The organism is Mesorhizobium sp. IMUNJ 23232 (genome assembly GCF_044326205.1).
Lineage (GTDB): Bacteria > Pseudomonadota > Alphaproteobacteria > Rhizobiales > Rhizobiaceae > Kumtagia.
In genome coordinates, this window is record NZ_JBIRCY010000017.1 from 52,856 (window position 1) to 65,602 (window position 12,747).

Genomic DNA, 12,747 nt, shown 5'->3' on the forward strand with positions numbered 1-12,747 from the left:
CGTCTCACCTCCGCCCCAGCACGCCGAAGGTCATGCCCATCAGCAGGTGTTTTCGGATCAGGTAGAAGAAGATCAGCACGGGGATGATCAGCACCACGCCGGCGGCGCAGATCTGAGTCCATTCGATGCCGGTGGCGCCGGCCGCCGACGAGATCTTTACGGGCAGCGTCTTGGCCTGCGTGGTGGTCAGGATCGAGGCGAAGGCGAATTCGTTCCAGGCAAAGATGAAGCAGAAGCCGGCCGAGGCCGCTATGCCGCCCTTGACCATCGGCAGCACGAGGCGCGTGAAGGCATACATGCGCGAATAGCCGTTGACGATGGCGATCTGCTCGACCTCGCGCGGCACGCCGTCGAAGAAACCCTTCATGATCCAGGTGGCGAGGCCGACATTGGCGAAGATGGCGACGAGGATCAGCCCGGTGCGCGTGTCGGCGAGACCTAGCCGCGCGAACATCAGGTGATAGAAGACAAGCACCGCCACCGGTGGCAGCATGCGGGTCGACAGCACGAAGAACATGAAGTCGCCCTTGCCCCTGAAATTGAAGCGCGAGCAGACATAGCCGGCGAGTGTGCCAAGGAAGACGGCGAGGAAGGTGCCGACCGTCGAGACCAGCACGCTGTTGACCAGCGAATCGAACACGCCGACGGCCGAGGCGCTGCCCGCCGCCGCGCCGACGCCGAAGACGCTCTGGTAGCCGGAAAAGTCCGGCGTGAAGAGCAGTTTCGGTGGCATCGAGAACAGGTCGACGCGGCTCTTCAGCGACGAGAGGATGAGCCAGAAGATAGGGCCGAGATTGTAGAAGGTGTAGGCGATAAGCAACAGCAGGAGCAGCCACCGGCCGGCGAGGTCTATGGCTGAGGTCTTGGATGTGCTCATCGAAGCAGTCCAGTTGACGATTGTGAGCCGGCGGTGCGGCCGGCTTACCCTCCCCCTTGTGGGGAGGGTCGGCGAGCGATCGGAGCGAAGCGGAGAACCGCGAGACCGGGTGGGGGTGACCTTAACTGCTCACACGAAGAGAATGTCGAGCACTTCATCAGCAACCCCCACCCCGCGTCAAAATCCTCGCGTGCCGCTCAGCTTTCTCCGCGACCCTCCCCACAAGGGGGAGGGTAAGGGGATCATTCCACCGGAACGACCTTGTCCTGGCCGACCGGGGAAATCTCCTGGTCCGGCACTTCCGGGGTCTTTTCGCCACGCTTGATCTCGTAGCCGGCGCGCTCCAGCGTGCGCTCGTTCTTCTCGGCGGCGTCCGAAAGCGCCTGCTGCACCGTCTTGGTGCCGGCAACCGCGTTCGAGACTTCCTGCTGCAGTTCATCCAGCAGTGCCGGATATTCCGGCAGGTGCCAGTAGTCGTTGAGGTAGGCAAGCGCGGTCGAGAACTGCCGGTTGTAGGAGTTCAGGCCCTGCCAGTCCGGGCTTTCCAGCACGGATTTCAGGCCGGTCTGGCAGACGGCGGCGTAGCGCTTCTGCTGCTCGGGCTGGAAATACCATTCCATGAATTTTTCGAGTTCCGGCAGCTTCTTAGAGTATTTGTTGATGCCCATCCCCTGGCCGCCAACGGAGAACTGGCGGCGGAATTTTCCGTCGCGGCCGACAGCGCCCGGAAGCACGGCGAAGGCGGTCTTGTCGGCGAACTTGTTCACCTTCGGATCGGCGTTTGAGCCGTTGAAGTAGAACCATTGCATGGCCATGGCGAGTTGGCCCTGCTGGAAGGCGGCATTGACCTCGTCAAAACCCCAGTTGCCGGAGCCGGGAGGACCGAACTTGAACATGTCGACATAGGCCTGCACACCGTCGACCGAGGCCGGCGAGTCGAGGTAGCCCTTCACTTCCATGGTGGCGGGATTGTAGAGCTCGCCGCCGAACGACCACAGGAACGAGTTGGACGCAGTGGTGGCGAAGTCGTAGTCGCGGCCGCCCATCTGGCCCCAGCCGTAAAGACCCTGGTCGGGCCGGGTGAAGAACTCGGCGATCTCCTTGGCGTCCTGATAGGTCTGCGGAACCGCGAGTTCCTTGCCGTATTTCGCCTTGAAGGCTTCCCTCTCCTTCGGATCCTCGAACAGGTCCTTGCGGTAGGTCAGGCCGTAGGCGTCCTGGTTGGCCGGCAGGCCGTAATATTCGCCAGAGCCGTCCGGATATTCGCCGTAGCGCGACAGCGAGGCCGGCGGGAAGATGTCGGCCTTCAGATAGCTCGACTTGTCGAAAATGTCGTTGAGCTTGACGGCGTGGCCGGCGAACTCGGCGGTCGACTGGCTGTCCCACATGGCGAAGTCGAAGGCGTCGCCCTGGATCGCGAATTCCGAGGCGATCTTGTCGTGCCATTGCGGTCCGTAGGGAACCAGCGCCGGCACGATCTTCACCGACTTGTCCGGATAGTCCTTGGCGATATCCATCAGCGCGTCGGCGCAGGTGCCGGCGTGCCAGACGAAGGTAAGCGTGGTCTCGGCGCGGGCCAGTCCGGCGCTCGCGGCGATCGCCGTGACGGCGACTGCAGCGGACGCAAGCAAGCGCGCGCGCTTGGCGTTGTTCATGATGCTCCTCCAGTGTTTCGCGGGCAACCGAGGTAGCTGCGAACTCTCTTCGCCCCGTCTCCTGCCCTTTCCAAACGCTAGTCAGCCTCGTTAAAAATATCAACATAAAACTTATATTTTCTCACTTTTTTTGTTACGTATGATCGAGAATGGTCGGACGAAACTCCCGAGTCATATGATGTTACGATCCCATGAAGCATTTGCCTTGATCAGGAATGCCACGCTTTATCTGATGGTTAGGCGAATCTTGACGATTTTTCCACGCAGTTGCGAATTCGCATTGCACAATGGTGGTTTTGATAATTTAACATTTTTCTTTCCCGCATCCATCAGCCATGCTAGAGGTCGCCGGCGATGAAAGCGGAGGAGGAGGCCGCCGACATGTTCGAGCCGGACGGCGACATGCAGCACCTGTCCAAGGCCGACCAGCGCCGCGCCGAGATCATAAGGCTGCTGATGGAAAGCCCGTCGGTGCAGATAAAGGATCTGGCGACGCGCCTCGACGTCAGCCTGATGACCATCCACCGCGACTTGAACGACCTACAGAACCAGGGGCTGGTACGGCGGCTGCGCGGTTCGGTGTCGGCGGAAAAATCGATGCTGTTCGAAAGCAGCTATCTCTATCGCGCCCGCCAGCACGTCAGCGAGAAGCGAAAGCTGGCGCGCGCCGCGATTGCCCATATCGAACCCGGCAACGCCATCGTCTGGGACGACAGTTCCACCACGTTCCATGTCACCGAATTCATCGAGCAGGTGGCGCCGGTGACGATCATCACCAATGCGCTTCCCGTGCTGGAAAAGCTGCGCGAAGCGGCCGAGATCGACCTGATCGCGCTCGGCGGCAAATATCATCGCGCCTATAACGGCTTCTTCGGCCTAGCCTGCGAGCGCTCGATCCGCTCCTACCGGGTGGATGTGGCGCTGATGTCGACCACCACCATCCAGGGCCTGTCGATGTTTACGCAGGACGAGCAGGTGCTGCGCGCAAAACAGGCGATGATCGAGATTGCCCGAAAACGCATCCTGCTGGTCGACGAGAGCAAATTCCATTTCTCCGCGCTCAACCACGTCGCCGACCTGTCGGCCTTCGACGTGGTGCTGATCTCAAGCTCCGTCGAACAGTCGATCATCGCACAGCTGCGTGATGGCGGCGTCAAACTGCAACTGGTCTAGGCCCGGCTCTTGGCGGGCGGCAATCGAAGGAAACACCATGTCGGAAACCGGTAAGGCGCGCCGCCTAGCGCGCATGTTCAACGCGCGGTCGGGACGTATGCTCTGCCTGGCCTTCGACCATGGCATGCAGGTCGGCACCGTTCCAGGCACGGAGGATCCGGCGCGGGTGCTCGATGCGGCGGCGGAGGCCGGCGTCGACGCGGTGATCCTCAATCCCGGCATGATGGTCCGCCACGGCCATCGGCTCGCCGGCGGGCCGGCGGTCATCCTGCGCATTGACCAGACGACCATGTGGCGGCACGGCACGCCGAGCGGCTATCCCGACACGCACAACCGGCTCGTCTCCTCGGTCGAGGAGGCAGTGTCGATGGGCGCCGAGGCTGTCATCACCTACCTCTTCACCTGCAACAACCGGCCGGAAGAGGAAACGCGCACGTTCGAGATCTGCGGCGCGGTCGCTGCTGCCTGCCGCAGATGGGGCATGGTCCATGTCATCGAGGCGATGGCCGCCAAGGGCGGCTTCGCGCGTCACGACGATCCGGACGTCATCTCGCTCAACTGCCGCATGGCAGGCGAGATCGGCGCCGACATTATCAAGACCGACTGGTGCGCCGATAAAACGCGTTTCTCGGCGATCGCCACGCAGTCGCTGGCGCCGATCGCCATCGCCGGCGGGCCGGCCCGCGCCGGGATCGAAGCGGTCGCGGACTATGCGCGCGCCGTCATCGCCTCCGGCGCGAAAGGCCTGATGTTCGGCCGCAATGTCTTCGAGCAGGACGATATGAAGGCGACGCTACGCCTGCTGCGCGAGATCGTTCACGGCTAGGGCAGGCGAGCGCTTCGGTTCAAATACCAATGTAGCGGCTTCGCGCCGGTTTCTGATCCGGCCCATTCCGGCCTGATTCTCGACTGACCTCGGACCGCTTCACCACCGTTTCCACCGACGCCGATCCAAACGCTCAGCCTTCTGGTCACGCGCCGGACAGGCCGGCTCCTGTTTTTCGGCTGTCATCCATGACCGGCATATTGCCGACCGGTTCCCACCCATGGGCAGTCGGCGAGGTCGGATCGGCATGAAGAAGCAGATCATCTGCATCAACTGGGGCACAAAATACGGCCCGGTCTACATCAATCGCCTCTACGGCATGGTGGCGCGCAACATAACGCCTCCCTTCACCTTCACATGCTTCACCGACAACGACCAAGGCGTGCGTCCAGAAGTGCGCTGCGAGCCGTTGCCACCGCTGAACGCCGAACTGCCAAAACATTCGCGCGGCATCTGGGGCAAGGCAAGATTGTGGAATGCCGAACTGGCCGATCTCGAGGGTCCGGTGCTTTTCCTCGACCTCGACCTTCTGGTGACGGGTTCGCTCGACGACTTCTTCAGCCGGGGTGACCCAGACGACGTCATCCTCGCGGTCAATCCGGTGCGCCCGCTTGAGCGGCTCGGCCAGACCTCCATATACCGCTTCCCCGTCGGCAAACTGCTGCCGCTGCTCAAGGCATTCGAGGCGGATTCGCTCGGGATCGCCGCGCGTTATGAATTCGAGCAACGCTTCGTGACCCGCAATGCGCCCGGCGGCATCAAATTCTGGCCGCGCGCCTGGGTAAGATTGTTCCGGCATGACCTGATCCCGGCATTTCCCCGCAACTATTTCGAAGCGCCGCGCCTGCCGCGCGATGCGAAGGTCGTACTGTTTGCCGGACATCTCAATCCGCCGGAGGCGGTATCAGGCCGATGGACGAAAAGAAGCGAGGCCAGGAGCCCGGCTCAGCACATCGCCGCGACTTTTTCCGGGCAACGCCGTGAAAGCGTGGTCAGGCACCTCGGCCACTACTTCCGGCCGGCCGGCTGGATCGCTGAGCACTGGCGCGAATAAGGATTCGTCCGGAGCCTTGCTTCCGAGGCAGAGGCGCTAAGTTCAACCCGCTCCGGCCCGGATAGCGGCAGCCCTACAGCAATCCCGCCTTCTCGGCCTCAATGCGAAGATTCTGGCGCGGGCGCGGGCCGATCTGCTGGATGACGAGGCCCGCGGCCAGCGAACCAAGGTCGCCACAGTGCTGCAGGTCGCGGCCGGTCGTATAGCCGTAGAGGAAACCGGCGGCGTAGAGGTCGCCAGCGCCGGTGGTGTCCACGATCTCGCGGACGGGAATAGGCTTCACGACAACCGTCTCGTCGCCGCGCACTATCACCGAGCCTTTTTCCGAGCGGGTGACCGCCGCGATCCGGCAATCCCGGCGGATCAAGTCCAGGGCTGTCTCGAAGGAGCTCGTCTGGTACAGCGACTTGATCTCATGGCTGTTGGCGAAAACGATGTCGACCGTGCCCGACCGCATCAGGTCGAGGAATTCGCCGCGATAGCGGTCGACGCAGAAGGAATCGGACAAGGTCATCGACACCTCGCGTCCCGCCTCGTGCGCCAGCCGCGCGGTCATGCGGATCGCGTCCTTGGCACGCGGCGGGTCCCACAGATAACCTTCGAAATAGGTGACCAGCGCGCCCTTGGCCTTTTCCGGCTCGACGTCCTCGGGTCCGAGTTCGACGCAGGCGCCGAGATAGGTGTTCATCGAGCGCTCGCCGTCGGGCGTCACGAAGATCATCGAGCGCGCGGTCGGCGGCGGTCCCTGGAGAGGTTTTGTGTCGAAGGCGACGCCCTGGGCGCGGATGTCGTGGTAGTAGATCTCGCCAAGTGTGTCTTCCGCCACCTTGCCGAAGAACGCCGCGCGGCCGCCAAAACTGGCGATGCCGGCGGCCGTGTTGCCGGCGCTGCCGCCCGACGCCTCGATCGCCGGCCCCATGCGCTCATAGAGCAGGTTGGCGCGGTCGGTGTCGATGAGATTCATCGCCGCCTTGATGATGCCGTTCTCCGCGAGGAACGCCTCGTCGGCTTGCGCTATGATGTCGACGATCGCGTTGCCGATGCACAGCACATCGTATTGGCTCATGAAGGAACTCCGGCGGGCAAATCCTCGGCGTTCTTGCACAGGCAGCGCGGCCCGGTCCAGAGAAGGAGTGCCGCGCTGCGCAAGTTTCTTGCCGGCGCGGCCTGCAATCCCCATGTCGATCGCACTATGACGCCGAACATCATGGAGACCGGCACAGCATGATCCTCGATTCCGCCCGCGCCGCTGCGGGCCATCTGTTCAGTGCGCCATTCCGCGGGGTGTTCCTGAAGACGCTCGGGTTGACGTTGCTTGCGCTCGTCGCGCTGTGGTTCGGCATGGCCGCATTGTTCGAATGGCTGGCCTGGCCTTGGCTGGACGCCCTGTTGCCTGGCCTGCCCAGTTGGGCCGGTTGGCTGGGCGTGGTCGCGGCAATCGTCGCCGGCATCGGGCTGGCGCTGGGGCTCGCCCTGCTGATCGCGCCGGTGACGGCTGTTGTCGCCGGTTTCTTCCTCGACGATGTCGCCGAACTGGTGGAGCGCAGCGAATATCCATCGGACCCGCCAGGCCGCCCGATACCCGCGCTTGCCAGCATAGTGCTGTCGCTCAAGTTTTTCGGCATCGTGATCGTCGGCAACCTGCTGGCGCTGTTGCTGCTGCTGGTGCCGGGGGTCAACATCGGCGCCTTCTTCGTCGTCAACGGCTACCTGATCGGCCGCGAGTTCTTCGAATTCGCCGCCATGCGCTTCCGTTCCGAAGCCGAGGCGAAGGCGTTGAGGCGGCGCAACGCCGGCACGGTTTTTCTCGCCGGCCTGGTCATCGCCGCCTTCATGGCCGTGCCGTTGCTCAACCTCCTGTCGCCGTTGTTCGCCTGCGCCATGATGGTGCATCTGCACAAGGCGGTGGCTGCCGAGGAACGGCGGCGGGGCTGAGCAGGCCGGCTTCGCCAGCGGACGGGCAACGGTATTGTCTGACGGCACGGAACAGGGCAAACGCCGGGGACAGTTTACTTTTTCCGTCTGCGCCAGCCTTGAAGCGGCTGCGCCGTTCTGCGGAAAAAGTAAACTGTCCCCTGCATGTAGCCGCCCGCGCCGCCGGGCCGCGAAAAAGTCCGCGCCGGCAATCGACCTTCGCTTTTCGTCCGTCAGGCCGCCGTCAAGACGTATTCCGCCGCGGCGGCTGCAGCGCGTAGTAGGCCATCGCGTTGGCATGCGCCAGAATCTCGTCGACCTCGCGGATGTTTTTGCGTTTCGGAACATCCGGATCGAAACGCGGCAATCTTCCGCCGGGCGGACGGCCGCGCCGCAGCGGCGAAAAACGCCGGAAGCGGACCGGACCCGGCTTGCCGCCTGCCGCCGCCGCGTCGCGGGCCGCTTTGTCGCGTGCAAGGCCTGCGTCGTTGCGCGCCTTCCAGCGGGCGAAACGCTGCGCCTGGCCGGGCAGATCGTCGAGTGCCTGACCCAGCGCATCCAGCCTGAGCGTCAGCTTTGCCGCATTCATCGGATCGTTCTGCGATGGCGGCGGCGGCAGGGGGATGCGTGGCGCATCGTCGTCGAGTGACCGGATGCGCGGCACGGCACGCGCCGGCACATAGTTGCGGCGGATGCGGAAGGGATATTTCAGAGGATCGAGCAGCGAAAGGTTTTGTCCGCGCGGGCGAGATGCGCGCCGTTCGGCAGCTTTCCGCTCGGCTTCATAGCGGGCAAAGTCTGCCTTCGACAGATTGACGGCGAGGCCGAGGCGGCGCATGGCGGCCACCGTGTCGGAAATTTTTGGCTTGAGCTTTCGCGGACGAAACGGCGGCAAGGTGACCACGATGCCTTGCGCCGCCGCGATGATGAGGCGCCGGGCGGCGGATTCGGCCGGGCGCAGCAGCAGAAGAATGGCGCGATAGAGGTGGCGCGGCAGGCAGAGCGCCGCGGACGGTTTTTTCCGCCCCGCCCGTCCCTGCCTTGGGGCGACGGCGGCCTCCCCGAGCACCAGGGACAGCGGCCTGCCGTACCCCATCTCGGCCATGCCGACCAGCGTCAGCACGATGTGCTTCAGCGCTCCCCGGTATCGCTCGATTGTCGCACTCGCGTCTCCAAACTCCACCGCCGCCTCCTTCGGATAAGGCCGACATTCAATATAGAACATATCAGGAACAAACGCAAAGGTCCTAAGAAAATAATCCTTGATGGCGGGCGAATGACGAGCCTGCCATCGCCGCCGACACAACACATTGAAAAGGCTTGATTTTTCGAGAGGCGGCGGCCTGCGTCAGGGGCTTCACGGCCAGGGCGTAAGGCCGTTCGAAAGGAATGTCATGCTTGTAAAGCCAAGCAGAAACAGATGGTTAGCTGCAACCCGCGTGGATTTTCGCGAAACAAGCATGACCAAGCGGGCTGACAAAAGCCGCGATCGGGACAACCCGTGGCGCCGGGCATCGTATGACAAGCGGCGGCTTCCGTCGCCTCTTACCATCCCTGCCCTTGCCCCGGTCATGTTCACGTATCCTGGATTTTGGCTGCGGCTCGCCGGTCATACGGCGCAGCAGATTCCGCACCGGCTTTGTAGCTTCGAATCCGAGGCATGGATTCCCGACACTCTCCGCTCGCTGCGCTCGCTCACGAGGTCGGGAATGACGACAGTCATGGTCTGCCTTAGCTAATCTCCGACGTTGACGCTTCGCTGAAACGGAAGACATCGACGATTAGCTGAAACGGCCCGTGAGTGTCGTCATTCCCGACCTCGTGAGCGAGCGAAGCGAGCGGAGAGTGTCGGGAATCCATGCCTCGATGGTGGCCGAATCAGAGCCGATGCAGAAAGTCTTCCTCCGTACGCCGGTTGAAACCCGATCGTGAAATGTGTGAATCCGATAGCCGTAAAGGACGGGGAGAAGGGACAAGCGGCCACGTTGCGGCCAGCCTCCTTCTTCCCGTCCTTCACGGGGAGAAGGTGCCCGAAGGGCGGGTCCGAAGGACGGGCGGCGCGACGGTCAAGGCAAGCACCCACTGGTACAATTGCCTCGGCCGTGCCGTCCGTCGGCGAAACCGGCACCACCCGATCAGCTTCTGCTGGAAAACAGCGTCACCAGCTCGGCAAAGGACATGCCGTCGCGAGAAAATTCGAACGAGCCTTTTTCGAGGATTTCCGTTGCCGCCCGCCGGACCGCGCCGAAGGCGTGGTTGGTGAGCTTCGAGCCCAGCGAGATGCGCTTGACGCCGGCTTCCGCCAGTTCAGCCACGGTGAGCCCCGGCACGGCGAGAAAGTTGACCGGGCGTGGTACCGCCGAACAGATCGTCCGCACCGTCTCTATGTCAGAAATGCCGGGCGCATAGACCACGTCCGCTCCGGCCGTGGCGAAGGCCTGCAGGCGCTTGATGGTGTCGTCGAGGTCTTTTCGGCCCCAGAGGAAATTCTCCGCCCGCGCCGTGAAGACAAAACCGTGCTTGACCGCCCGCGCCGCCTCGGCCGCGGCGGCGACCCGCTCGACGGCAAGCGAGAATTCGTAGATCGGATCGCCGGCGTCGCTGGTATGGTCCTCGATCGAACAGCCGGCCAGCCCGGCCGCCTCGGCGGCAAAAATGGTCTCGGCCGCGCTGTCCGGGCTGTCGCCCTTGCCCTTTTCGAGATCGGCGTTGACCGGCAGGGACACCGATCCGACGATGTCGCGGCAATGCGCGATCATCGCCTCGAAGCCGACCGCGCCGTCAACCAGGCCGCGCGAGAAGGCGAAGCCGGCACTAGTGGTCGCCAGCGCCTTGAAGCCCAGCGATTCCAGCAGTTTCGCCGTGCCGGGGTCCCACGGATTGGGCATCACGAAGGCGCCAGCCGCCTGATGAAGGTCCCGGAAAATTCTGCCTTTGTCCATGATCGCACCTGTTGTGCCGGAAAACCGACCGTCGGGCGATCCTACCGCGTGTCGGCGGCGGGGCAAAGCAGGATCGACGGAAGGAACGTGGCTCGGCCTATTCAGAGAGTCGGCCCGTTCATGCAAGACGACCGTGGCTCAAGCCGTTCCCGTCGAACCGAAGCCGCCAGCGCCGCGCAGCGTGTCGCCGGCGAGGTCGCGTTCCTCTATCGCGGCGCGCGTCACCGGCGCTATGACCAGTTGCGCAATGCGCATGCCGCGCGTCACGGTGAAATCATAGTCGCCGAGATTGATCAGCAGCACCTTCACCTCGCCGCGATAATCCCAGTCGATGGTGCCCGGCGTGTTGAGGCAGGTGATGCCGTGCTTGAACGCCAATCCGGATCGAGGCCGTACCTGACCCTCGAAATTTTCGGGAATCTCCAGGATCAGGCCGGTCGGCACCAGCGCCCGCTTGCCCGGCAGGATGAGGATCGGCCGGTCGTCAGCGACCGCGGCGCGCAGGTCCATGCCGGCGGCGCCGGCGCTCTCATAGGCCGGCAGGTCGAGGCCATGGGCGTGCGGCAGGCGGACAACGCCGACAAGCGGGGCAGGCTGGGATGTGGTCATGAGCGCGATCTATCGGGCGGACGTGCCGGGCGTCAATCGCCAGCAACGGCGTTCACCTGATTTCCACCGGCACGACAGTCGTCTCACGGATCTCCTCCATGACGAAGGAGGCCGAGACGTCGTTGAGCGGCACCTTGGCGATCAGCCGCTGGTAGAGCCGGTCATAGGCTTTCACGTCGGCGACGCGCGCCCGCAGCACATAATCGAGGTCGCCTGACATACGGTAGACGCCGGTGATCTCCGGCAGGCTGGTCACGGCGGCACGGAAGCGCGTCAGCCATTCGGGATCGTGGTGCGAAGTGCGCACCAGGATGAAAACGGAGAGACCGAGGCCGAGTTTTTCCGCATCGACCAGGGCCACGCGGCCGGTGATGACGCCTTCGTCCTCCAGCCGGCGGATGCGCCGCCAGCAGGCATTGCGCGACAGGTTCACGCGTTCCGAAACATCGTCGACCGACAGCATGGCGTCGCGCTGCAGCTCGGCGAGGATGCGGCGGTCGATGGCGTCGAGTTCAGTCGTCATTTTTGGGATGATTGTCCCAATGCGAGCGCGTTGCAAGGGACGGATTGGGACAAAATCTCCTGGAGATGAGGTAAGATTGGGATAATCGGACAACAATGAGGGAACCGCAGCCATGACCACCCGCATCGCCAGACTGTTCGTCGAGCACCCCGCCTCGGTCGACGAGACCTATTTCGGCCACATGGCCTTCGCCGCGTGGTTCTCGTCAAGACTGTTCATGGCCGCAGGCGCGGCGATCGTTCATGCTTTCTTACCCTTCCTTTTCGAAACTACGGCGAGCCGAATCGTCCGCGAGCTTGCCGAACGGACGCATAACAGGCGCGCCAAGGCTTGAGCACGAGCCTCAGCCCGCGAGAGGGGATATTCAGATGTGCCGCTGGGCGGCCTATATCGGGCCGGAACTGTTTCTCGAGGACATCGTCACCGCGCCCTGCCATTCGCTGATCGCGCAGAGCCACAATGCGCTGGAGGCCAAGACGCCGACCAATGGCGACGGTTTCGGCATCGCCTGGTACGGCGAGCGCGACGAGCCCGGCCTCTATCGCGACATCCTGCCCGCCTGGTCCGATCCCAATCTGAAAAGCCTGTGCCGGCAGATTCGCTCCGGCCTTTTTCTCGCGCATGTGCGGGCATCCACCGGCGGCTCGACCAGCCGCACCAACTGCCATCCCTTCGCGGTCGGACGTTGGGCCTTCATGCACAACGGCCAGATCGGCGGGTTCGAGCAGTTGCGGCGCCGGCTGGAGGCAAGCCTGCCCGACACGCTCTATGAGCGGATCGACGGCACGACCGATTCCGAGTTGTTCTTCCTGATGATGATCGAGGAAGGCCTCGACGCCGACCCGCAACGCGCGGCCGAGCGCGCAGCCATGCGGGTGATCGGAGCGGCGCGCGCCGCCGGCATCGAGCCGCATCTGCGGCTGACGGCGGCCTTCAGCGACGGCACGGCGCTGCATGCCATTCGCTATGCCACCGACGCCTTCGCACCGACGCTCTACACGGCCGAGTTCAAGAAATCGGGTGGGCGCTGCGTGGTCTCCGAACCGTTCGACCGCGAGGGGCCGAACTGGCAGGCGATCCCGCCGTCGAGTTTTGTCACCATCACTGATGCGGGAGTCGCCATCCGCCCCTTCGCGCCGGCCGAACCGGCAAGGCTGGCGCTGGCCGTCTGACC

13 protein-coding genes are annotated in these 12,747 nt (G+C 63.6%); 6 read left to right on the forward strand and 7 right to left on the reverse strand.

Annotated elements, in window-relative coordinates; all coding sequences use genetic code 11:
* Window positions 1–4: 4 nt before the first annotated feature.
* Both ACH196_RS14810 and ACH196_RS14815 read right to left on the reverse strand, forming a co-directional pair.
* On the reverse strand, window positions 5–877 hold the full coding sequence (locus ACH196_RS14810; protein ID WP_396647669.1) for a carbohydrate ABC transporter permease: 873 nt from the start codon (window positions 875–877) through the stop codon (window positions 5–7).
* Between the two features lie 242 nt (window positions 878–1,119).
* Window positions 1,120–2,532, reverse strand: coding sequence for an ABC transporter substrate-binding protein (locus ACH196_RS14815; protein WP_396647670.1), 1,413 nt, complete (start codon window positions 2,530–2,532; stop codon window positions 1,120–1,122).
* Between the two features lie 354 nt (window positions 2,533–2,886).
* Between ACH196_RS14815 and ACH196_RS14820 the strand changes: the two genes are divergently transcribed.
* The 3 genes from ACH196_RS14820 to ACH196_RS14830 all read left to right on the forward strand — a co-directional run bounded on the left by ACH196_RS14820 (window position 2,887) and on the right by ACH196_RS14830 (window position 5,585).
* On the forward strand, window positions 2,887–3,705 hold the full coding sequence (locus ACH196_RS14820) for a DeoR/GlpR family DNA-binding transcription regulator (protein ID WP_396647671.1): 819 nt from the start codon (window positions 2,887–2,889) through the stop codon (window positions 3,703–3,705).
* A 37-nt stretch (window positions 3,706–3,742) separates the two neighbouring features.
* Window positions 3,743–4,531 carry a class I fructose-bisphosphate aldolase gene (locus ACH196_RS14825; RefSeq protein WP_396647672.1) on the forward strand — a complete coding sequence of 263 codons (789 nt, stop codon included), beginning with the start codon at window positions 3,743–3,745 and terminating at the stop codon, window positions 4,529–4,531.
* 220 nt (window positions 4,532–4,751) lie between these two features.
* The gene (locus ACH196_RS14830; RefSeq protein ID WP_396647673.1) at window positions 4,752–5,585 is read left to right on the forward strand and encodes a glycosyl transferase; all 834 of its coding nucleotides are present in this window, start codon (window positions 4,752–4,754) and stop codon (window positions 5,583–5,585) included.
* Window positions 5,586–5,658: 73 nt separating this feature from the next.
* On the opposite strand, the gene ACH196_RS14835 is transcribed toward ACH196_RS14830, so the two are convergent.
* Window positions 5,659–6,651, reverse strand: coding sequence for an adenosine kinase (locus ACH196_RS14835; RefSeq protein ID WP_396647674.1), 993 nt, complete (start codon window positions 6,649–6,651; stop codon window positions 5,659–5,661).
* A gap of 158 nt (window positions 6,652–6,809) precedes the next feature.
* Between ACH196_RS14835 and ACH196_RS14840 the strand changes: the two genes are divergently transcribed.
* Window positions 6,810–7,520 (forward strand): sulfate transporter family protein, encoded by a 711-nt coding sequence (locus ACH196_RS14840; protein ID WP_396647675.1) that lies wholly within the window; start codon window positions 6,810–6,812, stop codon window positions 7,518–7,520.
* A 223-nt stretch (window positions 7,521–7,743) separates the two neighbouring features.
* Here ACH196_RS14840 and ACH196_RS14845 read toward each other — a convergent pair whose 3' ends face one another.
* From ACH196_RS14845 to ACH196_RS14860, 4 genes are all read right to left on the reverse strand, one after another.
* Entirely contained in the window at window positions 7,744–8,682 is a 939-nt protein-coding gene (locus ACH196_RS14845; RefSeq protein ID WP_396647676.1) for a hypothetical protein, read from the reverse strand.
* A 952-nt stretch (window positions 8,683–9,634) separates the two neighbouring features.
* Window positions 9,635–10,441, reverse strand: coding sequence for an oxaloacetate decarboxylase (locus ACH196_RS14850; RefSeq protein WP_396647677.1), 807 nt, complete (start codon window positions 10,439–10,441; stop codon window positions 9,635–9,637).
* Window positions 10,442–10,579: 138 nt separating this feature from the next.
* Window positions 10,580–11,050 (reverse strand): dUTP diphosphatase, encoded by a 471-nt coding sequence (gene dut / locus ACH196_RS14855; protein WP_396647678.1) that lies wholly within the window; start codon window positions 11,048–11,050, stop codon window positions 10,580–10,582.
* Between the two features lie 52 nt (window positions 11,051–11,102).
* The gene (locus tag ACH196_RS14860; protein ID WP_396647679.1) at window positions 11,103–11,573 is read right to left on the reverse strand and encodes an Lrp/AsnC family transcriptional regulator; all 471 of its coding nucleotides are present in this window, start codon (window positions 11,571–11,573) and stop codon (window positions 11,103–11,105) included.
* Between the two features lie 112 nt (window positions 11,574–11,685).
* Between ACH196_RS14860 and ACH196_RS14865 the strand changes: the two genes are divergently transcribed.
* Both ACH196_RS14865 and ACH196_RS14870 read left to right on the forward strand, forming a co-directional pair.
* Window positions 11,686–11,907 carry a DUF6356 family protein gene (locus tag ACH196_RS14865; protein WP_396647680.1) on the forward strand — a complete coding sequence of 74 codons (222 nt, stop codon included), beginning with the start codon at window positions 11,686–11,688 and terminating at the stop codon, window positions 11,905–11,907.
* Between the two features lie 34 nt (window positions 11,908–11,941).
* Window positions 11,942–12,745 carry a class II glutamine amidotransferase gene (locus tag ACH196_RS14870; protein WP_396647681.1) on the forward strand — a complete coding sequence of 268 codons (804 nt, stop codon included), beginning with the start codon at window positions 11,942–11,944 and terminating at the stop codon, window positions 12,743–12,745.
* Window positions 12,746–12,747: the final 2 nt, after the last annotated feature.